This is a genomic window from Pantoea sp. SM3 (assembly GCF_000963995.1).
GTDB classification, from domain to species: Bacteria; Pseudomonadota; Gammaproteobacteria; order Enterobacterales; family Enterobacteriaceae; genus Pantoea; species Pantoea rwandensis_B.
The window spans coordinates 1-21,455 of record NZ_JZRD01000054.1 but is presented as its reverse complement, the minus strand read 5'-3'; the positions used below and the strand labels follow the sequence as shown (position 1 = coordinate 21,455).

Here is a 21,455-nt window from a genome sequence, read left to right as displayed (position 1 = left end):
ATTTATATCGTTACGCACTAACATATCAGTGAGTTACTGTGATAACACACCTGTCACAATGAGAACTGTTGCTATGTCTGCATTGATTCGTTTCGATCTGCATCCGCTGGCCGACGCCGACTGGCGACGTGAGTGCCGTGAACAGCTCAACCAGCATGGCGCGCTGGTTCTGCGTCAGTTTTTACAACCCAACGCGCTGCAAAGCATCATTGCCGAAGGGGATGCTCAGCGCCATCTGGCGTATCACACCCTCAGCAAGCATAACGTCTATCTGATGAAGAAAGACGAAGCGTACGACGCTGACCATCCGCGCAATCGTGATGTCATCAGCACCAAAGGCTGTATTACCGACGACGTGATTGCCGCTGAATCACCGTTGCGCCAGCTGTATAACGACGAACTGTTCAAAAGCTTCCTGTGTGATGTGCTGGGTGAAACCGCGCTCTATCCTTATGCCGATCCGCTCTCTTCCATCAATTTGCATTACGCCCCCGATGGTCAGGAACTCGGCTGGCACTTTGATAACTCTTCTTTTGCCATCACTCTGCTGGTGCAGAAACCCCGCGCGGGCGGTGTATTCCAGTATGTGAAAGATCTGCGCGATGCCGATGCCGGGGAGATGAACTTTGACGGCGTTGCCGCGGTTTTAGATCAGCGCCAGCCGGTGGACGCGCTGGCGATTGAAGCGGGTGATTTGGTGCTGTTCCGTGGTCGAAATTCACTGCATCGCGTGACGCCAACCGAAGGTGACATCACCCGCATGCTGGCAGTGCTGGCGTACAACACGCAACCTGGCATCGCCCTGTCGGAAACGGCGCGCATGACGTTCTATGGTCGCTTGTGATCGGCGTTTAACAAACCTTGCCAGCCGCGAACAAAAATCTGCTGAGTACGAAACGCCACCAGATCGCGCCAGTCGCGATCTGCAGGCCAGAAGCCTTCCACCAGCTGTTGCTTGAGTGCACGCCCCGCCTCACTGGCCGGATCGCCCTGCAAATGCAGCCAATGATCGTCTCGCACGCGACGGTGCATCTCTTCACCGGTATAAGTCCCGCATTCCACCACCAGCGGTAAGATGTGCGTCTGCGGCAGCGCTTCCAGCAGGAACTGCGACAGATAGCCCGTTGCAGTGGCGGTCACTCCTGTGACACTGTCACGACCCACCCCCGTAAACAGCAGCGTCAGCCACTCGCCATACATCGATTTCCCCCACTGATGCGCAGCGACCCGTTGTTCAGCGATGGAAAGCAGCATGGGGTGGCCCCAGGCCCCGGCACCGGTATGCAAATCGAAACTCAGGATGGTTTTCGCCTGCGACAAATGTTCCGCGATGATGGTTTGCATGGTGTGATAAGACCAGCTTGGCTGCTGCCCACCGAAGAAGAAGCCGTCAGCAAATTGGTATTGCCCGGCTTCGACTACCCGCTTCATCGCCAGCCAGCCTGCGCCATTAAGGGTTTTAGCTAATAGCTCATCAGCTTGTGTCCGCTCGCCGTGGTAGATCCCGTGCCATGACGGGTAATCAGGGTTGGCAGGTGCAGGCTGAGCGAAATCGATGAAATTGCGATTAAGATCGATGTTGTCTTCGTTGACGCGCCGCAAATGGGCTGCGCCCCATGGGTTCAACAGATGCAGCAGTACAATCGCGGTGTCAGCGGGTAAGGCCGTAAGGCTAAAGCGATTAAGCCACTCGATCTGGCTGTCCGAACCGTAATAACCTTCCACTCCGTGCGTGCCAGAGATGATCAGCATCAGTTTGCTGGCTGCGGGATCGCCAATCACGGCGACATCAGTGTAAAGCGTTTCACCTTGTGGGCCCGGCAGCGGATGCGGATACGAAGTCAAAGCGCCGTGTTGGCGCTCGACTGCCGCGAGGAAACGGGCACGTTGGGACGGGTAATGCGGCAATTCTGACATGCTGTTTCCTGTAAATAATGGCGCTTATGGATAGACCTTAAACTTGAAATATTTCTTCGCGAGCTGATCGTAAGTGCCGTTGCTATGCAGTTCGGCCAGCGCATCATTGATCAGCTTCAGATGCACGGTATCGCCTTTGCGCAGACCAATTCCCACGCCATTGCCCAGCAGTTCTTTATCCACCAGTGTCGCTTTGATGACGTAATCTTTGCCTTCCGGCGTGTTCAGGAAACCCTGATCCGCTGACACCGCATTTGCCAGTGTGCCATCCAGCCGCCCCGCCACCAGATCGGGATAGATCTCCATCTGATTCGGATAGGAAACCACATTCACGCCCTGCGCAGCCCATTTCGCTTTGGCGTAAGTTTCCTGGATGGTGCCTTGTGCGACGCCGATGTTCTTGCCGCGCAGCGTGCTGATATCTTCGGTCAGTGTGCTGCTTTTCGGCGTCAACAGTGCGCTTGGAGTGATGTACAGCATGTTGCTGAAATCAACCTGCTCGCGACGTTTTTCGGTCATCGACATCGCCGACAGAATGGCATCGAACTTCTTCGCCTGCAGCGCCGGGATGCTGCCATCAAAGCCAATCTGCACCCACTGGCATTTTACTTTTGCCTGAGCACAAATGGCGTTACCCAAATCGATATCAAATCCTTTGAGCGAGCCATCGCTGGCCTTGGATTCAAACGGTGGGAAAGTCGGATCCACACCAAAACGCAACGTCTGCTCAGCAAACGATAAGGTGCTGAACGCGCCCAGTGAAAGCAGTAATGCGAAGGACAAACTTTTTTTCATTGTTATCTCCAGCAGGCAGGTAAATTCACGACGGCATGCAGAGTTAATAACATGGCGCAAACATTACCACCACTAAAATAATGGAAACAATGCAGAGGGAATTCTTATTAAACAGAAGGAGTTAAGTGATTTTATCTCCGGCAGTAAGAGAATCATAATGCCGGAGATGTGAGGTGAGTTGTTACGCGATTGCAGGACGAGAAACGTGCTCTGCGGCTGCCTGATTCGCTTTCTCTGCCGCCCCAAGCAGGGAGAATCCGGACATCAGTGCCTGGCTCAGCACACCGACAAAACAGTCTCCTGCGCCATGGGTGCTGATCAGCGTCACCGGGATGGCGGAGAGGCTCTGTACCGGCTCACCCGACTGGCACACCGCCAGACCGTGCTCACCCGCCGTCACAATCACCTGCGCGAAATCTTCCGCCAGTTTTTGTGCCGCCCGTTCTGCAGAGGTCAAATCAGTGACCTCGATCTGGCACATGTCGCGCGCTTCTACCGCATTCACAATCAGTAGATCAATGCAGGATGCCAGCGCCGGTTCAATTTCTCGCGCTGGTGCGGCATTGATACACACCGCAATCCCCTTTTGCCGGGCCTGCTGAGCCAGTTGCAGGTTCACGCTGGCGGGCACTTCGTTTTGCAACACCAGCAAGCCAGCGCCCTGCCACAGCGAATCAGGCAGCGTAGCCACATCGATATTTAGATTCGCGTTGGACACCACCACGGCACCGTAATCGCCTTCCGCATCACTGATTGCCACGCTCATTCCTGAAGGCATATCAGGCAGAACTGCCACCGCATCAGTATTAACGCTGGCATTACGCAGCGCTGTTAGCAGGAATTCACCCTGCGCATCAGCCCCTACCGCACCTATAAAACGCACCGCGGCACCTGCGCGTGCAGCTGCCACCGCCTGGTTGCCGCCTTTACCACCAAATTTATAGCTACAGCTGCTGCCCATGACGGTTTCGCCCTTTTCCGGGCGATGGTGGGCCGCCAGCATAATGTCGTAATGCAGGCTACCGGCGACGATAATTTTGTTCATGTCTAAAAGTCCCGCAGATCCTGAACCGCACGCTGGGTTTTCATCAGATTTTTTTCCGCCAGCTTTAAATCTTTTTTGGCGATTGCCACAAACAGCGCATCGAGAATATTTAATTGCGCGATACGTGCAGCCGCATTTTCCCCAAGCAGATGCGATCCCTGAGAGGTTGATGTCAATACCACATGCGCATTACGCGCAATAGGCGACTCGGCATAATTGGTAATAACGATAATCTTTGCACCATTTCGTGCCGCCAGTTTAATCGGATCGTTTACTGCTCGCGTCGCACCTGAATGACTGATTGCAATCACCACATCATCATCCGATAACACGGCTGCAGACATCAGCATAATATGCGCATCGTCGTAAGGCGTGGACTTAATCCCAATCTTTAGCAGCTTGTGCGATAAATCCCGCGCCACCGTGGCGGAACCACCAACGGCATACAGATCGATGTGGCGCGCTTTAAATAAAATATCGGCAGCACGATTAAACTCAGAAATATCCAGAATCGATAATGACTCTTCAATCGCCTGAATTGAAGTTCTGAATACTTTGGCCAGTAATTGTTCCGACGAGTCGTCCGGCTCAATTTCCGCATGCAAACCCGCCACTTCAGATTGATTATAATAAATCAGTCCAGTGCGAAAATTACGGAAGCCGGTAAAATTGAGCTTCTTAGTGATTTTCACAATCATCGCCTGGGAAACATTATTCTCTTCGGCAATTTCTTGCAGCGAAGTCTGTTCATTAATGTCGGTTCTGGCGATGATGGCTTCGGCAACACGCCGCTCCAGCGGCGTGAGTTGCGGTAATCGCATACGTATTTGAGCGCCAATGGCTCGCGGATCTTGCTTCATTACCTGCCTCTTGTCGCCCGGTCAATCAACATCGCTATGATAATGATTAGGCCAGTAGCAAGCAATTGATAAAAGGCCTGAATATTCAGCAGAGTCAAGCCATTACGTAACGCACCAAGAATGATGGCGCCGATGATGGTGCCGACAATACTGCCTTTTCCGCCCATCAGTGAGGCACCACCAATCGCCGCGGCGGCAATTGCGTCCAGTTCCCATAAATTGCCGATAGTCGGCTCAGCCGCGCCTAACCGCCCAATCAGAATGAGCGATGCCAGTGACGCTAAGGTGCCTGAGATAATGAACACCGTCACTTTGGTGCGTTTAACTGGTACGCCAGCCACACGAGCTGCTTCTTCATTACCCCCCACCGCCAAAATATATTCACCCAACGGCGTTTTATTCATCACCAGCCACAGCGCCAGCGCAATCACCGCAACAATGATGATCGGGGTTGGAATACCGAACACATCACTGTTAATAATGCTGCGAAACTCCATCGGGATGCCAAACACCGGATTACCGCCGGTGTAAATCAGCGCGATGGCGCGGAACAGCGAAAGTCCTCCCAGCGTGACGATAAACGGTTGCAGTCCTGCATAGGCCACCAGCATCCCGCTGAACACCCCGCACAACGCACCGATACCAAGTGTGGCAAGAATCGCTACCGGCACCGGCACACCGGCCACCATCAGGGTAGCGCCCAATACCGCAGAGAGCGCAGCGGTCGGCCCAACGGATAAATCAATACCGCCGGAAATAATCACTAGCGTCATCCCCAATGCAATCAGCGCATTGATGGAAGATTGTTGTAAAATATTCAACAAGTTTGGCACGGTAAAAAATACCGGTGACAAAAATGAAAATGTCACCACGATAATTAACAGCCCGATTAACGTACCGGCATCGCGGAGATTTAATTTAAATTTTGCCGACGGCGCAGCCGCTGGCTGTGTGTTTGTTTGCGTCATCATAGTTATGCCTATTTATGGAGTGCAGATTAAGTGCTAGACGGCTTCTTTAATGTCGTTTATGGCAAAGCGTGCGATATTCTCTTCGGTAATGTCATCACCTGTTAATTCACGCGTAATTTTTCCCTCGCGCATCACCAGCACACGGTCGGAAACACGTAAAATTTCTGTCATCTCTGACGAAACGACGACAATCGCTTTGCCTTGCTGGGCCAGTTTCTCAATGAGATTATATATTTCAGCTTTGGCCCCAATATCAATTCCCCGGGTTGGCTCATCAAATAAAAACACTTCAGCATCCGCTGCCACCCAGCGCCCAATAATCACTTTCTGCTGATTACCGCCACTCAGCGTGCCAATCGGTTTTTCGATATTAAGCGGACGCAGTTTTAAGTCTGACATCACCTGTTGCGCCACCGTGTCCAGTTTCACTTTACGAATGACGCCCGCGAGTGTGAAGTTGCGCATCGACGGCAGCGCCATATTCACTTTCACCGCACGCGCTTTGATGATGCCCTCTTTCTTACGATCTTCCGGCACCAGACCAATACCGGCACGAATTGCCGCGCTGACGTTGTGATTGCGCACTGACTGACCATTAACGCGCACTTCACCCGCACTACGTTTGTCGATACCGGCAATCAGTTTAAGTAATTCGGTACGGCCTGCACCCACCAGACCCGCCACGCCCAACACTTCCCCGGCGCAAACGCTGAAACTGGCCGGTTTGATTTCCGTTCCACGCGTCACATTCTCAACCTGAAGCACCTCACGATCGGTGGCCCAGGATTGGTGCGCTTGCTTATCGATTTTGCGCCCTACCATCTTCGCGACGATGCTCTCTTCAGTTTCATCGCAGATGTTCACCACCCCGACCTGACGACCATCGCGCATGATGGTGGCGCGGTCGCAGACCTGGAAGATTTCATTCATCTTATGTGATACGTAAATCAGTGAGACGCCGGTGGATTTCAAATCAGCTATCAACTCCGCCAGGCGCTCAAATTCACGCGGCGTCAGGCTGGATGTTGGCTCATCCATGGCGATGATTTTTGCCTCGTCCAGCAGTGCACGCGCAATTTCCACAATCTGCTGCTGCGATACCTTTAGATTCTTGATCGGCTCAGCGGGATTAATGCTGGGATCAAGCTGCTTCAAAATATGTGTAGCACGTGCCAGCTGAGCGCGTTTATCGACAAACAAACCGTTCAGGGTGGTCATGGGGCGCCCCAGAAACATATTCTGGGCAACAGAGAGCTCAGGAACATGCTGCAACTCCTGATGAATCATCGCAATGCCCGCATGGCGCGCACTGAGCGGATTTTTCATCTGCACTAACTCGCCGTTGACGTGGATGTCACCGCTATCCGCCGGGCGCACGCCAGAGAGAATGTTCAGCAGCGTGGATTTGCCTGCCCCATTCTCACCGATCAGCGCGTGCACTTCGCCCGGTCGCACCATAAAGTCCACATCCTGTAGCGCGATGGCGCTACCGTAGGTTTTATTGATGCCGCGCATCATTAAGCGATACTGTTCCATACGCTCTCCGCCTGTATTACTGCTGAGCCAGCAACTGGCGCAATTTGTCGTTGTCTTTGGTAGAGAAGGCATCGGCATTCTCTTTGGTGATCAGCGCCTGTGGCGTCGCAATCACACGCGACAGTTTCTGCCCATTCACCAGACGCAGCATCACTTCCATGGCCACTTCCCCGGTCAGGATCGGGAAGCTATCGACCGTGCCGGTCAGTTCACCGCGCTTAATCGAAGCATAGGCATCAGAAATACCATCGGTACCAAATACTGCGGTTTGTTTGGCTTTATTTAGCGAACGTACCGCTTCCACCACGCCCAGCGCCATGGTGTCGTTGTTGGCGTAGAAACCAATCAGATCCGGATGTTGCTGCAGAATAGTCGATGCGGCGTTAAAGGCCTGCTCGCGACTCCAGTTCGCTGGCACGCTGGCGACAATGTTGAACTTGCCATTCGCCTGCAACGTCTCTTTAAAGCCTTCGGTGCGCTGTCCGGCCGCGTACACGCCCGGCTGGCCTTCAATCACCGCCACTTTGCCGCCCTGCGGATAGTGCTGAATAAACCATTTGGCGACGCGCACGCCGTTGTCTTTCTGCACGTTACCAACATAGTACTGGGCGCTTGGCACCACGGCATCGTTGACGTTCACCACTGGAATGCCTTTGCTGCTGGCGCTTTCCAATGCCGGCTCAAGGTTAATATCTGTCTGAGGTGACACCAGTAAGCCATTAAAGCCCTGCGCAATGAGGGTTTCAGCGATGGACAGCTGGCCCATTTGATCATCTTCATTGGCGGCAGCCTGGTAAGCGACGGTGAAACCATACTTCTTCGCTACGTTTTGATAGCCCTCGCCGAGTGAACGCCAGTACTCATTGGTCAGCGTTTTCGATACGCCACCAATTTTTAGCTTGCTGTCGACTTTGGGCATCGGGCCGTATTTGCTTTCCAGCTGCGTCCAGTCCGTGCGATCAGGTTCTGAGTCAGATTTCAGGGGAGCCAAGTTAGCAGCGTGCACGCTGGAGCACAGCAATGCGGAGGTCAGTACAGAGAGTAAGAGCTTTTTCATGGTGGTAGCCTTTTTATCGTTTTATTTGAGGTGCAGGGTTACTCGCTTGCTTATTGTGCAAGCATGATGTCATTCACAATTTGTTGTGAGGCCACCGCATCCTGACGGCTGATTGCTTCTTCCAATGCTGGGTTATTATTGAGTTTTTCACTCAACTTCAGCAGGCGCTTCACAGTAACAATGTTAATTTCCGCTTCACGGATTGGGTCGAGGCCGCTGGCATCCGGGAAGGTGTCGAAGTAGTAAGCGCCCTGATAACCATCGCGCTGCATCTGCCACAAGAATTCCAGCGTGGCGCGTGGATTCACTGAGCCCGCCATCAAACCATCATCGCGCTTGCCCCAGCCATCATTCAGGTCCAGTCCTAATAAGCGTGAACGACGTGCCACCATGGCAGCTGCAAATGCAGGCACTTCATTGGCAAACAGCACGTGGGCAAAATCCAGCGTAATGCCGAGATTAGCGCACCCTGCTTCTTCCACGGCCAGCAAGCAGGTGGTGGCATTCGGGAAGATGCTGTAAGCACGTGGCTCATTCGGTTTGTATTCAATGCTGACGTCGATTTCGGGCGCATATTCAGCCACTTCTCTCACCGCGCTGACTGCGTCTTCCCACATCTTTTTATAGTCGGCCTGGAAGCAATAATCGAAACCGTCCTGACCCATCCACAAGGTCATTAGGCTTGAGCCAAACTCGCGGCCCGCGTCAATACCGCGCTTAGTTAATTCAATGGCTTCGCGACGAATTTTGGCGTCTGGGTTAGTAAAAGCACCAATTTTGAATTGGGGAGCATCCCAGCGCATCTGCATGCCGTTGACCGCCAGACCCGCATCCGCAATTGCCTGACGCATGGTGGGGATGTCGCTGGTCATGTGCTGGGGATAGTTAAGATCGAGATGCGTCAGGCCGTTCACCTTACCGGCACGCGCAATCATCTGTAATACAGAAGGTTTTCCCTGGAGATCTGGCCAGTAAAAGTGCGCCCCGGAGGCGAAAGAGTTCAAACGTGTGGCAAACTTTAATTCTGACATGAGGAAGGATCCTTCAGTGCTGGTTGTAATGTACTTTCCTTCTTCACGATTATTTGTGAAGTTATGGCATAAATTACACAAGCCAATTTGTTTAGCAAGACGGCATCGTTGCAATTTGCGAGCACGTTCACGAAATCCAGTGTTCGACCAAGTTAAAACCCCCTGTCATTCTTTTGTCATAACTCACTCACCCTGCTGTCAGAGCCGTTTTCATATCCTGTGCCTGAACCTTCCTTATCTGGAGCACAAACATGAAACTGAAAAAACTGACGTTAGCGGCGGGCATTTTATTGGCGATGGCAGGCGGCGCGGCACACGCCAAAGCGCAGCCGGTGAAGAATATTGTGTTAGTACACGGTGCATTTGTGGGGGGTGCAGGATGGCGTGCGGTGTATGACCGCCTGACACATGATGGCTATAAAGTGACGCTGGTACAGGAACCGCTGACCGGTTTCCCGGAAGATGTCACCGCCACACGCCGTATCATCGATCAGCAGAACGGGCCAGTGATTCTGGTCGGCCACAGCTATGGCGGCGCAATCATCACCGAAGCCGGAAACGACAGCAAAGTAGTAGGTCTGGTGTATATCGCCGCTCACGCACTGGACAATGGTGAAACCGAAGCGATCAACGGCAAGAAATTCCCGAACAGCGCGCATCCGTTTGCCAAATCGACTGATGGCTATCTGACCATCGCGCCAGAAAATTATCACAGCGATTTCGCCGCGGATTTACCGGCGGCCCAGGCGGATTTTGAAGCCCATGCGCAGATGCCAACCAACGCGGCTGTATTCACCGCCAATATTCCAGACCCGGCGTGGAAGACCAAGCCTAGCTGGTACATGGTGGCGAAAGCTGACAAAATCATCAACCCTGATCTGGAGCGGATGTACGCCAAACGCGCACACAGCCACACCGTTGAAGTCGCCGGCGCCAGTCACTCGGTGTATGAATCTCATCCTGATGAGGTCGCGAAACTGATTGAACAGGCCGCTCAGCAGGCACAACCCTAACACCCTCATCCCGCCCGGAGATGCGCATGAAAATTTTGGTGATTGAAGATGAAGCCAAAGCGCGCGATTACATGCGCAAAGGATTAACCGAAGCGGGATTTATCGTGGATGTGGCGGAAAACGGACAAGATGGTTTGTTCTTTGCCCAGGAGCATCATTACGATCTGATTTTACTCGATGTGATGATGCCCGGCATGAGCGGCTGGGAGGTGATGGCCTCGCTGGATAAACAGATCCATACGCCGGTCATTTTCCTCACTGCTAAGGGCACGCTGGAAGATCGCATCAAAGGGCTGGAACTGGGTGCGGATGATTATCTGGTGAAGCCCTTCTCGTTTGCTGAACTGCTGGCGCGCGTACGCACCCAGTTAAGACGCGGCGGCCAACAGAAATTGCCCGATCTCTTGATCCTCGCCGATTTGCAACTCGATATCCTTAAACGCCGGGTTGAGCGTGCGGGTCAACGCATCGACCTCACCAATAAAGAGTTCAACCTGCTGCATCTGTTTATGCTGCATCCCGGCGAAGTGTTGACGCGCACCGTGATCGCCTCCCGCGTATGGGATATGAATTTTGATAGCGACACCAACGTGGTGGACGTGGCAGTAAAACGCCTGCGCCAGAAGATCGATGGTCCCTTTGCCCAACCGCTAATTCACACCGTGCACGGAGTTGGGTATCGCTGCGAAGCTGAAGCATGACGAAACTTTCGCTCGCCACCCGCTTATCCATGCTGCTCAGCATCACGGTGATCGTGATTTTTGCCCTGAGCGGCTTTGCGCTGTATCAGTCGCTGGCGAAGCAGATCGGTGTCCGCGATGACGCGGCCCTGCTGACGCGCATTGACCAGATACGTACGTTGCTGCGCGATGAAGACGCCATTACGCTAATCCAGCAAAAACCGCGCTTGTTTGCCAATATGCTGGGCAACACAGAATCCTTGCTGGTGCTGCGCTTTCCCGGTCAAGCCCCACTGATTGTGGTCAATCCCGGCGCACGCCCCCTGCCGGACATCGCGCCCGTGCCCGCCGATCAGCCACTGAGCCTGGCCTCTGTACATCACCAGCAGGCAGAGGACGGCACGCCTTTTATTTCTGCCGCCGCTTTAGCCCCCACGCGTGATGGCAACGGGCAAATTGAGATCATGACTGGCCGCCTGATGAGCGATCGTACCCAAACGCTAAATAGCTATCGCGACCAGATCATTGTTTCGACCGCATTGGCTGCGCTGCTGGTGGCGGCATTAAGTATCTGGCTGGTTCGGCGCGGCTTGTCGCCATTACGTCGGCTGGCAGCAGAAACCGATGCTATCGATGTGCGACGTTTATCACACCGCATCCAGTTCAGCGATGCGCCGACTGAACTGCAACCGCTGGTCGCCGCCTTCAACCAGATGCTCAGTCGCCTGGAAATGGGCTATCAACAACTCAGCCAGGTTTCGGCAGATATGGCGCACGATCTGCGCACCCCGATTGGTACCTTGATCGGCCAGACCGAAGTGGCGCTCAGTCAGCCGCGCAGCGTGGGCGATTATCAGGCGTTGCTGGGTTCCAACTATGAGGAGCTGGAGCGATTGGCGAAGATGATCGATAACATGCTGTTCCTCGCTAAAGCGGAAGACGCCAGCCAGGCGATGGATTGGCAGCTTATCGATTTGGCACAGCTGGGCGAGATATTGCAGGACTATTTTGATGGCATGGCCGAAGAGCATGCGATGCGGTTGGAGATGCGTATGCAGGGAGCGTTACGCGCCGATCCGCAGCTGTTGCAGCGTGCACTGGCGAATCTGATGGCGAATGCCTTGCGCTATGGCGAGCGAGAATCAACCATTCGCGTGCTAAGTGCGGAGCGCGATCAGGGAATCGAACTGGTGGTGGAGAATGACGGTGCGCCCCTTAGTGTCGAGCAGCAGGCAAGAATGTTTGATCGCTTCTGGCGCGCCGATGCATCACGCCATCAAAGCAGCAGCGGGCTGGGGTTGTCGATTGTACGCAGCATCATGCGCTTGCATCACGGCAGTTGTGCGGTGAGCAGTGAAAACGGGGTGAATCGGTTTAGTTTGCTGTTTCCACGTTAAATCTGAATGGTGCGATGTTTGCCCGGCAGCAGGAGAAGGGGTCTACACGTACTCCGGTATTTTCAGCCAAAAAAAAGCTGCCACTTTTAAACGTGACAGCCTTTGCTATATGGCCTCAAGTGACGAGCCTTGCGCCGCAACAGCTTAAATAAAGGTGAAAATCTCTTCACGCGGCAAACGTGATTTTGGCAGTGCCGCATTGAAATCTTCATCGCTGCGATAACCCAACGACACCAGTACCACGCTGGTAAAGCCTTTCTCACGCAAGCCTAACGCCTGATCCAGCGCACGTTGATCAAAACCTTCCATCGGCGTCGCATCAATCCCTAACATCGCGGCACCTAACAGCAAACCACCGAGCGCCAGGTAAACCTGTTTTTCCATCCACTGCGGGATATCACGCTGCTCATAACGGTGCATGTCGACATAGCCACGGCGGCTCTTATCCTGACCGGCTTTACCTTCTGGTTTGGCAAAACGGCCATCCTGCTCTTCCTGCGCCAGCACATTTTGCAGATGTGCGTTATCCAGATCGGTGCGCATGCACAGCGCGATCACATGGGAAGCATTGAGCACTTTCGGGCCGTTATAGACAAACGCACCGGTGGTGGATTGTGCTATCTGCTCACGTCCTTCCGGCGTGGAAGCCACCACAAAATGCCACGGCTGAGAGTTGACGGAAGACGGGCTGTTGCGCAGCACGTTGAGCAGCGTTTCGATCTCTTCCTGCGGCAAGCTTTTACCACTGGCAAAGGCTTTTACGGTGTGGCGACGAGCCACTGCGTCATTAAGTGTCATGGTGTTCTCCTGAAGGGATAAGTGACAAATTGGCCATACCTTACCCGCCGCGCTTATACAGCGGCTAACGAATTGTGTTTCAAAGAGCTAAAAGCCGCTCAGCACGATTTTTCCGCGCGCGCGACCGCTTTCGATCAACGCATGGGCTTTACGCAGATTCGCCGCGTTGATGATGCCATGATGTTCACCTGCGGTCGTTTTCAGCGTCTGGTCATCGATCAGTTGGCTTACGCGCTGCAAGATGTCGTGCTGACGCTGCATGTCGGTGGTCTGGAACAGTGAGCGGGTAAACATCAGCTCCCAGTGTAGCGAGATGGCTTTACGTTTCAGCGGCACCACGTCCAGCGTTTCCGGATCATCGATCAGTGCCAGTTTTCCTTGCGGGGCCAGCACGTCCACCAACTGTGCATAATAGCTATCAGTGTGCGTCAGTGATGCCACATAACGCACCTGTGGATAGCCAATCGCCGCCAGCTGTTCACCTAACGGCTGCTGGTGATTCACCACATGATGCGCACCCAGTGAACGCACCCAGTCTGCGGTTTCCGGACGCGAAGCCGTACCAATCACCGTGAGGTTGGTCAGTTTGCGCGCCAGCTGCGTCAGGATCGATCCCACGCCACCGCCTGCACCGATAATCAGTAAAGCCGCATTGTCTTCTGCCTGCACTTCCAGACGGTCAAACAGCAGTTCCCATGCGGTCAGCGACGTCAGGGGTAATGCAGCGGCATCGGCATCACTGAGGGTACGCGGTTTATGCCCGGCAATCCGTTCATCCACCAGCCCATACTCGGCATAACTGCCAGCACGCGTAATATCGCCCGCGTAAAACACTTCATCGCCCGGCTGGAACAGCGTAACCGCCTCGCCCACCGCTTCCACCACGCCGACGGCATCCCAACCCAGAATGCGCGGTTTATCCGTTGGCGCACCATTACGGACTTTGGTGTCCACCGGGTTGACGGCAATCGCGTGGATCTTCACCAGCAAATCGCGCGCGCCCGGCTGAGGTTGGGCAACATCCAGTTCATACAACGCATTTTCATCGGAAATCGGTAAACCATTTTGGCTATAAACAATCGCTTTCATCCAGCCGTTCCTCAATTCATCAGGGTGTTAGGTAAGTTGAAGTCAGCATAGCGGCCAGCGCGTTGAGGAAAAATGCCGATTGCACAGCAACACTTTCACTCTTAGAGTGAAAATCCCTGCGTGTTTTGACGATGAGTAAAGAAATGATCCGACTGGAAGATGTCACGCTGTTTGTGCGATCGGCGGCACTGGGCAGCTTTTCGCGCGCGGCCCGTGAAGTGAATTTGCTGCCGGGACAAGTGAGCGCCGCGATTCAGCGACTGGAGCGAGAACTGGATCGCCGCCTGTTTGCACGATCCACACGAAGTCTGCGTTTGACCGCAGAAGGTGAAAAGTATCTGCCGTACGCGCAGGAGATGCTCAACCTGGTGCAAGCGGGCGCCGACAGCCTGCAAAGTCATGAAGACGCGCTGAGCGGCGAGCTTAAAATCGCGATGCCTTCCGATATTGGTCGCAACATTCTCTTGCCGCTGATCACCGAGTTTTGCTGTGAACACCCTGCCTTATCGGTTCGGTTATCGTTATCCGATCAAATCAGTGATGTGTTTCGCGATCCGGTAGATATCGCTATTCGCTACGGCAAACTGGAAGACAGCAGTTATGTGGCATTACCGCTCGCCGAGGACAATCGCCGCATCATGGTGGCTTCACCAGCCTATCTCGACCAACATGGACGCCCGCAACAGCTGGAAGATTTAGCACAACATCATTGTCTGCCGTTTGTGATGGGCGGCCACGTCTACGACAAGTGGACCTTCCCGCAGGAAGGTATGCGCCGACAAATCACCGTCAAAAGTCGCTTGCTGTGTGATGACGCCGAAGTGGCGCGGCGTTGGGCTATCAGTGGCATGGGCATCGCGTATAAATCCTGGATTGATGTCTGTGAGGATATTCAGCAGCACCGCCTGGAACGGGTGCTGCCTGAAATCCCCGGTGAAAGTACGCCGCTGCATTTAATCTGCCCGCATCGCAAGCAGTTCTCTCCCGCTATTCGGGCGCTACATGGCGTATTGCGGATGCATTTGCGGGCGATGACCGCGCAACTGTGATAGCTGTAAATGTGCAGAGCTTATGCGAACTTGCGGTTTTGATTGCCTCGTGAGCGGCTTTATCATTTTTGAAAATTGATAACACCTTCAGGGACTCACATGCGCAAAACGACAAAGACAATTCTCGCTTCACTGCTTTTCTTCTCACTGCTTGCCAACGCCAGCGCCGAGGAGACACTTCGCATCGGCTATCAAAAATCCTCTACCTTGCTGACGCTCATTAAGCAGCGTGGCGACCTGGATAAGGCCCTCGCCGATCGCGGTATCAAAGTGACATGGCACGAGTTCACCAGCGGTTTGCCGCTGCTGGAGGCGCTGAATCTCAACAACGTTGACCTGTCTGCTGACGTGGCCGATACCGTGCCGGTGTTCGCGCAAGCGGCAGGTGCGGACCTCACGTATTACGCACGCGAGACGCCCTCTCCTGAGGCTCAGGCCATTCTGGTTCCGGCCAACTCCAGCATCAAAACACTGCAGGATTTAAAGGGTAAAAAGATTGCCGTCACCAAAGCGGCTGGCAGCCATTATCTGCTGATCGCCGCGTTGCAAAAAGCGGGACTAAAATTCAGCGATGTCACACCTGCATGGTTGACGCCTGCCGATGGGCGTGCCGCGCTGGAGCACGGCAGCGTCGATGCATGGGTGACATGGGAACCCTTTGTGACCAGTTCCAAAGTGGAACAGCACACTCGCGTGCTGGTGAGCGGCAAAGGTCTCGCCAGTTATCAGCGCTACTATCTGGTGTCGACGCCTTACGCGCAGAAGCATCCTGAGGTATTGGGCATTGTATATAAGACGCTGGATCAGGAAGCACAATGGCTGAAAGCACATCCGACAGATGCCGCAAAGATTCTCTCTCCGCTGTGGGGTAATTTGCCGTTGGCGACGGTGGAACAGGCCAATCAGCAACGCAGTTATCAGATCGAGCCGGTGAAGAAGAGCGATCTGGCTGAACAGCAAAAGATTGCGGATGCGTTTTATCAGGCGAAGTTGCTGCCGAAAGCGATTGATGCGCAGGATGTAGGTACCTGGCAACCGCAGGCGAGATAACCGCTCTGCCAGATAATGGCCTACTCAGGCAGGCTGCCATCGGTGAGGTCCGAAGAACGCATTGAAGCTTTGCCCGGCGATGCCGATAGACGTATCAGGCTTTCTCAAAGCCGTTTCAGCCCCCCATTAGTCGTTTTAAAGGAGAGCAAGATGGATGTATCACAGATTACTTCACTGGCTATCGGTCTGTCTAACATGGACCTCAGCAGTAAGGTGAGCACCATGGTACTGAAAAAGACCCTGGATAATCAGCAGTCTATGGCAGCGGGAATTCTTAATTCGATTCCGCAACTGCCGGCAAATCCCGCTGTTGGCCGCAACATCAATACCACCGCATAAACTCAGGTTGCATCGTTGCACTCACTGAACGACCTCCGTTAGCATGTGTTTTTTGACCACTCCCTTTCCAGGGAGTGGTTACTTCCTGGCTTCACCTCAATAGATGAACATGACCTTTATCGCATGGTCTGGCTTTGCACCCTTCATCCGACCATTTGCCGTTAGATAATACAGTTTATAGGTAAGAAACAATGACAGTTCAGCATGAACCCTACTGGAACCGAATGGTTCCCGAACTCACCGTAACGGACTTTACTGCCTCACTGTATTTTTATACTGAAGTTTTAGAATTCAAGATTATGGTCAGACGAAGCGATCCCGAATTTGCCTATATTAACCTCGGCGAGGCGCAATTGATGCTTGAGGAATACCACGCCGGGGGATGGGACACCGCAGAACTCGTTAAACCGCTGGGGCGTGGCGTGAATTTTCAGATTGAAGTGGACGATGTTGAGCGTGTGCTGACGCGGGTTAAGCAGCATGATGTGCCGCTTTATCGGGACTTGCGCGAAAACACCTATCATATTGGAGATACCACTGCTTGTCAGAGAGAGTTCCTCATTCAGGATCCGGATGGCTATCTTCTGCGTTTTAGCCAGTTTATTGAGTGAATGCATTTGTTGAGATTGGGCAGTTGCGAGCGAACATCGAACATTGTGCAAATCTTTTTCTAAAAACCTACTTGCCCGGTTTCGCTATAATTCCAGACCCGCTGAAAAGCATGCGAATACCGAGTCCAACCATCACAAAACCTGTGAATCGTTCCTGCCATTTGATAAATGCCGGATGTTTACTTAACCAGTTTCCAAATGTTCCTGATGCCATTGCAACAGAGCCCAGGGAGACAATCCCAGCCAGCTTTTGGATACTACCCAGAACAAGCAGTTGCATCCAGACGGGACCAGCAATTGGATCGACAAATTGAGGAAGAAAAGCAAACATGAACAGCAGGGATTTTGGGTTAGTCAGGCTGTTTAGCGCGCCTTCCTTAACCGCACTCCAGTCAGAAATTTTGGCAGTTTTTCGTATTCGTGTATCTGTGCCGGAAGTCGCAATCATCTTCATTCCCAGCCAAATGAGATACACGGCGCCAACCCACCTTAGGAGATCTAGCGCAACCGGCCAGGCATGAACGACGCTCACCAGTCCCAGCATCAGAAAAGAAACTTGCACAAAACCCGCCACAAAAACGTTTCCCAGTACTGTAAGAATTGCAATGCGCCTTCCCTGACCAACTCCTCTGGCAATGGTTAGCATCATGTCGGGACCGGGAGATATCTCCAGAAGAGTTAGAGCTATAAGGAAAGTAATAAAAGTATCAATTGAAGGCATGATAGTTGCGTCCGAAAAAATAACTTTGCTACGTTAACTCACTCTGATTAACGCTTAAAGTGTAACTCTCAGGGTTCGAATGACAATATCTGGCACAAGTCGGAAGTGTATCCCTGCCAGGGTTTGCAAAGATATTGAACATACCCTCCCGGCAACGAACTCAATCTCTATCGTTCTCAGACAGCTAGCGCTAGTTGTTGATGACGCTCTATAAAGTTCGCTTTGAGGGCACTATAGCGATGTACATCGTTCAAGCTGAGTAATGCAGCTGCGTGTTTTATCTCAGCATACTCTTCTGCAATGTCTTTGTTTCTTCTAAGATAATCACGGAAAGCAAGATGCCTTAATATCTGCGTATCTCCGACTGCAAACGCATGGACTTGATGACTACGCTGATCACCACCCTTAATGAAATATCTACGCCCCGCAATCCCGTTTTCACCGCGTGCAACATACCCGGCGCGGCCCATCGCAGAATGATACTTATTCAGTTCATTGATGTCGGAAACTTCAAGTAGCATGTCGATGACGGGCTTTGCTGAGAGAGCAGGAACTGACGTGCTCCCAATATGATGGACATCTTTAGCCACTCCACCGAGCACTGTCTTTATCAGTAAACTTTCAGCTTCAAACATCTCAGGCCATCTATCATCGTATGGCACAACAATAATTTTCCGCATAAAAACATCCTCTCTGCCGTGGTTATTTACCATCACAGCCCTGTTTCACCCTTTCCTGGCTTCCTGATAACGTTAAATTACCTGAGCTTTTTGCACATAAAAACACTCAACGGATCTGCTGCATATGGGGGGAATGCATCGCATGTCTCGTAACCACATCTACGATAAAGTGCTATAGCCGGTTGCTGGTGAATCCCTGTCTCAAGCAGCAAGATGCCCGAATTCTTTTCTGAAGCCATCGTCTCGATTGCAGTGACAATTTTTTCTCCGAGCTTCCTGCCCCGGTATTCCGGTCGAATATAAACCCGCTTGATCTCGGCTGAGCCATTTTCCTGAAGTAGCAGAGCACCACAGCCCACAGGTAAGCCACTTTCAGCACGCGCGATAACGCACCGGAGTTGCTTGTCAGTAACTGTTGAAAGATCTTGGCAGTGATTACTCTCTGCAGGATACAGTTGGCTTTGAAAGGCATCTAGCTCGCTCACCAGCCACGTGAGGTCAGAATCACTTTTATCTACTTCTGAAATGCTGAACATTCATTATCCTCGTTTCAGTTTTAACTACGGAATCTACCATAGTGTTCCACCGATTTCGGCATTCAGTATTTAACATACGGGTTCGTGTGCAAGTTCCGTTGTTGGTAAGAAGCTAGCCTGTACGCAGCGCAAGATCTGCTAGGAGCGAACAGGAGACGTAAAAGCCCCCTGCCCACGTTGTGGATACGACCCCGGGATGAATTCTGGCTTTAAGTTTTCAGGGCTTTAACCCCCCCTGGATTATGAGTTAAAACTAACTATTGAAATGTCAAATGTAAGTTAAATCACTCATCATCAGTTATTGGAATCAAATTGAGTTGCATATAGCGTACTGCTTCTCGTTGTAAATCACCCCAAGAATTAGTTGAATGTTGTTTTATATTAGCAAGAGCATTCTGACAGCCTAGAGCATTACAATTATCCTGTTTACTCTCATTGAAGACTTTTTGTCCGTCATGAAAATAAACCACTTCCTCTGCTGACATGCTTTTTTCATTGTCAGTGGATAGATAATAAATTGAAGTAGAGTATTTAACTAATTTTTCATTATAGAGATACCAGCTTTCAGTTCGTATCGGTAGTCGCTTTCCTTCAGGATACGCTGCATCAAAACGGATACGCATCCTAAATAACTTAAAAGGTCCAAATGCCTGTAAGGCAGCATAAACCCCTTCATCGTTTCGCTGATACCATCGATCCATCTCTTTATTGACAGGATGGAGCGCCCCCGATTTTTGGGTAATACCTTTAGTTGTAGAGTAATCTATATTAGCTTGTGCAGCCGCTATTCTGGCAGGTGGCAAATGTCCAGTCAGAACCGTCGATTTCTCATTGGCATATACATTAACTAGTGAGCAAGGCCGATGCATAATACTGGTTAGACGCACATTTTTTAAATTTGTACCCAAAAGTGTTACAACCGGAATAGTGGTATCAGGATAGCCATAGGGGGTAGTGACAAAGAGACACCCTTGACGTTCATTAACAGGACTTTGTGTTCTTCTTTTATCCTGGCTGACAAGATACCTAAATGATGATGAACCTCTGAATTCACGGGCAAACTCCAGGTCTTTTTCAGGCAAATTTTTTATTGCCGCAAGATATCCGGGTTGTTGGTAGAGTGATGGATATAGTTGTACGTACAATTCAGCAAGCGCATAGTCACCATCCAGCGATACCGGCATATCAACCCCTAAAATAGATGGATTATCAGTTTCTGGTTTCAGTGTATAGTTGCGGGTCTCATCTTTTGATGTATATTTGTATCCTGGATCAGGGAACGTAACGACTCCACTCATTGTTGAAAACCAATGAAATTTACGAGTAGTTTGTCTGTATGTAGCCGTAACAGTAGCCCTCTTTGTCAGACTTTCCAATACAGACTTGTTTTCATCATCAGAAAGCACAGGTGAATAAAGATCACTAACCCCAAAAATGAAATGCAGCGTTTTATTTTCCACTGCAAGGCAACTTGATGATGGCAATATTAAAAAAATCAATATTGCTGATATCGTATTCTTCATTCCATTATCCCTTTATGCGCTTCATGTCCCGCTGGGATGTTATCACAAACAGATGAAACTACAACACTCCAGGATATCCCCGATGTATACGGTAGCAAAAAACCAGAATCAGTTTATACAGTGTAATACATTCTATCGGTGTAAATTTCTTAGCCTCCCATTTAAAACGCTACGCTATTTTCCACTTCTACTTTGGCATAGAGCGTACTGTGCGCATGTTAGCGTCCTGGTCCGCGTTGAGCGGACGTTAATTTTGCATAATTGCAAGGGGCTTCAAAAGATGTGATGACCTATAACATCGGGAGATAAGAACGAGATAACTAGACAAAGTTATCTATCGGTGCAACTGCAATCGCGGTTTAATTCAGATAGTTTAACAATAGGCTACGGCCAATACTATTTTTTCCAGAAATTCCAGAGCGCTTTCCAGTTAAAGCTTTAAGCAGGTGCATTCTTAATATAGCCGAAATAAGTACGAATACTTTCACGATGCCGGGTTGTTATTTCTCTATACCGATTAATTAAGAAATAACCATGATTAGTAAAACGATTGCAAGCAAGATAAATAACACCTAACCCATTCAGAACTGCACTAAATAAAATTTCCGCATCCTTTCATTTTGAGTGAGACACCCTAACTGAGGCAAAAGTGCTTTGTAGCGGTTTTATCACCTGAATAGTTAGCCCAGTACAAGGCGCTTTACATAAAATAACGACTAAAACGTCCGCTCCATGCTGTGAGTTCAATGGCTCGATG

General features: G+C 51.5%; 22 protein-coding genes. 8 read left to right on the top strand and 14 right to left on the bottom strand.

Features of this window, described 5'->3' with window-relative positions; genetic code table 11:
• The first annotated feature begins 73 nt into the window (after window positions 1–73).
• The gene (locus VI01_RS23445; RefSeq protein WP_045816847.1) at window positions 74–844 is read left to right on the top strand and encodes a 2OG-Fe(II) oxygenase; all 771 of its coding nucleotides are present in this window, start codon (window positions 74–76) and stop codon (window positions 842–844) included.
• On the opposite strand, the gene VI01_RS23440 is transcribed toward VI01_RS23445, so the two are convergent.
• From VI01_RS23440 to VI01_RS23405, 8 genes are all read right to left on the bottom strand, one after another.
• Window positions 829–1,917, bottom strand: a complete 1,089-nt coding sequence (locus tag VI01_RS23440; protein WP_045816846.1) for a DUF2817 domain-containing protein — start codon at window positions 1,915–1,917, stop codon at window positions 829–831. The genes VI01_RS23445 and VI01_RS23440 overlap by 16 nt on opposite strands.
• A gap of 24 nt (window positions 1,918–1,941) precedes the next feature.
• Window positions 1,942–2,712 carry a transporter substrate-binding domain-containing protein gene (locus VI01_RS23435; protein WP_045816845.1) on the bottom strand — a complete coding sequence of 257 codons (771 nt, stop codon included), beginning with the start codon at window positions 2,710–2,712 and terminating at the stop codon, window positions 1,942–1,944.
• Window positions 2,713–2,893: 181 nt separating this feature from the next.
• Window positions 2,894–3,757 (bottom strand): PfkB family carbohydrate kinase, encoded by an 864-nt coding sequence (locus tag VI01_RS23430; protein ID WP_045816844.1) that lies wholly within the window; start codon window positions 3,755–3,757, stop codon window positions 2,894–2,896.
• 2 nt (window positions 3,758–3,759) lie between these two features.
• Entirely contained in the window at window positions 3,760–4,617 is an 858-nt protein-coding gene (locus tag VI01_RS23425; RefSeq protein ID WP_045816843.1) for a MurR/RpiR family transcriptional regulator, read from the bottom strand.
• Window positions 4,617–5,588, bottom strand: coding sequence for an ABC transporter permease (locus VI01_RS23420; protein ID WP_045816842.1), 972 nt, complete (start codon window positions 5,586–5,588; stop codon window positions 4,617–4,619). Before VI01_RS23420 ends, VI01_RS23425 begins: the two co-directional genes overlap by 1 nt.
• 33 nt (window positions 5,589–5,621) lie before the next feature.
• Window positions 5,622–7,124 carry a sugar ABC transporter ATP-binding protein gene (locus VI01_RS23415; protein WP_045816841.1) on the bottom strand — a complete coding sequence of 501 codons (1,503 nt, stop codon included), beginning with the start codon at window positions 7,122–7,124 and terminating at the stop codon, window positions 5,622–5,624.
• A 16-nt stretch (window positions 7,125–7,140) separates the two neighbouring features.
• Window positions 7,141–8,181 carry a substrate-binding domain-containing protein gene (locus tag VI01_RS23410; protein WP_045816840.1) on the bottom strand — a complete coding sequence of 347 codons (1,041 nt, stop codon included), beginning with the start codon at window positions 8,179–8,181 and terminating at the stop codon, window positions 7,141–7,143.
• A gap of 50 nt (window positions 8,182–8,231) precedes the next feature.
• Window positions 8,232–9,212 carry a TIM barrel protein gene (locus VI01_RS23405; protein ID WP_045816839.1) on the bottom strand — a complete coding sequence of 327 codons (981 nt, stop codon included), beginning with the start codon at window positions 9,210–9,212 and terminating at the stop codon, window positions 8,232–8,234.
• A gap of 251 nt (window positions 9,213–9,463) precedes the next feature.
• Here VI01_RS23405 and VI01_RS23400 point away from each other — a divergent pair, with 251 nt between their 5' ends.
• The 3 genes from VI01_RS23400 to VI01_RS23390 are packed head-to-tail and all read left to right on the top strand — an operon-like array spanning window position 9,464 to window position 12,302.
• Window positions 9,464–10,225: an alpha/beta hydrolase gene (locus tag VI01_RS23400; protein WP_045816838.1), complete on the top strand. Its 762-nt coding sequence runs from the start codon at window positions 9,464–9,466 to the stop codon at window positions 10,223–10,225.
• 26 nt (window positions 10,226–10,251) lie between these two features.
• Window positions 10,252–10,926, top strand: a complete 675-nt coding sequence (locus tag VI01_RS23395) for a heavy metal response regulator transcription factor (protein WP_045816837.1) — start codon at window positions 10,252–10,254, stop codon at window positions 10,924–10,926.
• Window positions 10,923–12,302, top strand: a complete 1,380-nt coding sequence (locus VI01_RS23390) for a heavy metal sensor histidine kinase (protein WP_045816836.1) — start codon at window positions 10,923–10,925, stop codon at window positions 12,300–12,302. Before VI01_RS23395 ends, VI01_RS23390 begins: the two co-directional genes overlap by 4 nt.
• A 144-nt stretch (window positions 12,303–12,446) precedes the next feature.
• Here VI01_RS23390 and VI01_RS23385 read toward each other — a convergent pair whose 3' ends face one another.
• Window positions 12,447–13,100, bottom strand: coding sequence for an oxygen-insensitive NAD(P)H-dependent nitroreductase NfsB (locus VI01_RS23385; RefSeq protein ID WP_045816835.1), 654 nt, complete (start codon window positions 13,098–13,100; stop codon window positions 12,447–12,449).
• An 87-nt stretch (window positions 13,101–13,187) separates the two neighbouring features.
• Window positions 13,188–14,189, bottom strand: coding sequence for a zinc-binding alcohol dehydrogenase family protein (locus tag VI01_RS23380; protein WP_045816834.1), 1,002 nt, complete (start codon window positions 14,187–14,189; stop codon window positions 13,188–13,190).
• Window positions 14,190–14,332: 143 nt separating this feature from the next.
• On the opposite strand from VI01_RS23380, the gene VI01_RS23375 reads away from it, so the two are divergent.
• The 4 genes from VI01_RS23375 to VI01_RS23360 all read left to right on the top strand — a co-directional run bounded on the left by VI01_RS23375 (window position 14,333) and on the right by VI01_RS23360 (window position 17,238).
• Complete coding sequence (locus tag VI01_RS23375) at window positions 14,333–15,238, top strand: LysR family transcriptional regulator (protein ID WP_045816833.1); 906 nt, start codon at window positions 14,333–14,335, stop codon at window positions 15,236–15,238.
• Window positions 15,239–15,337: 99 nt separating this feature from the next.
• A complete protein-coding gene (locus VI01_RS23370) occupies window positions 15,338–16,288 on the top strand; it encodes an aliphatic sulfonate ABC transporter substrate-binding protein (protein ID WP_045816832.1) in 951 nt (316 codons plus the stop codon).
• 150 nt (window positions 16,289–16,438) lie between these two features.
• On the top strand, window positions 16,439–16,627 hold the full coding sequence (locus VI01_RS23365) for a YjfB family protein (RefSeq protein ID WP_045816831.1): 189 nt from the start codon (window positions 16,439–16,441) through the stop codon (window positions 16,625–16,627).
• Window positions 16,628–16,851: 224 nt separating this feature from the next.
• Window positions 16,852–17,238 (top strand): VOC family protein, encoded by a 387-nt coding sequence (locus tag VI01_RS23360; RefSeq protein WP_156149396.1) that lies wholly within the window; start codon window positions 16,852–16,854, stop codon window positions 17,236–17,238.
• 67 nt (window positions 17,239–17,305) lie between these two features.
• On the opposite strand, the gene VI01_RS23355 is transcribed toward VI01_RS23360, so the two are convergent.
• The 4 genes from VI01_RS23355 to VI01_RS25500 form a co-directional block, all read right to left on the bottom strand.
• The gene (locus tag VI01_RS23355; RefSeq protein WP_045816829.1) at window positions 17,306–17,959 is read right to left on the bottom strand and encodes a LysE family translocator; all 654 of its coding nucleotides are present in this window, start codon (window positions 17,957–17,959) and stop codon (window positions 17,306–17,308) included.
• 176 nt (window positions 17,960–18,135) lie between these two features.
• Window positions 18,136–18,639 (bottom strand): GrpB family protein, encoded by a 504-nt coding sequence (locus VI01_RS23350; protein ID WP_045816855.1) that lies wholly within the window; start codon window positions 18,637–18,639, stop codon window positions 18,136–18,138.
• A gap of 77 nt (window positions 18,640–18,716) precedes the next feature.
• Window positions 18,717–19,175, bottom strand: coding sequence for a GNAT family N-acetyltransferase (locus VI01_RS23345; RefSeq protein WP_045816828.1), 459 nt, complete (start codon window positions 19,173–19,175; stop codon window positions 18,717–18,719).
• A 284-nt stretch (window positions 19,176–19,459) separates the two neighbouring features.
• Window positions 19,460–20,698: a hypothetical protein gene (locus tag VI01_RS25500; protein WP_156149395.1), complete on the bottom strand. Its 1,239-nt coding sequence runs from the start codon at window positions 20,696–20,698 to the stop codon at window positions 19,460–19,462.
• Window positions 20,699–21,455: the final 757 nt, after the last annotated feature.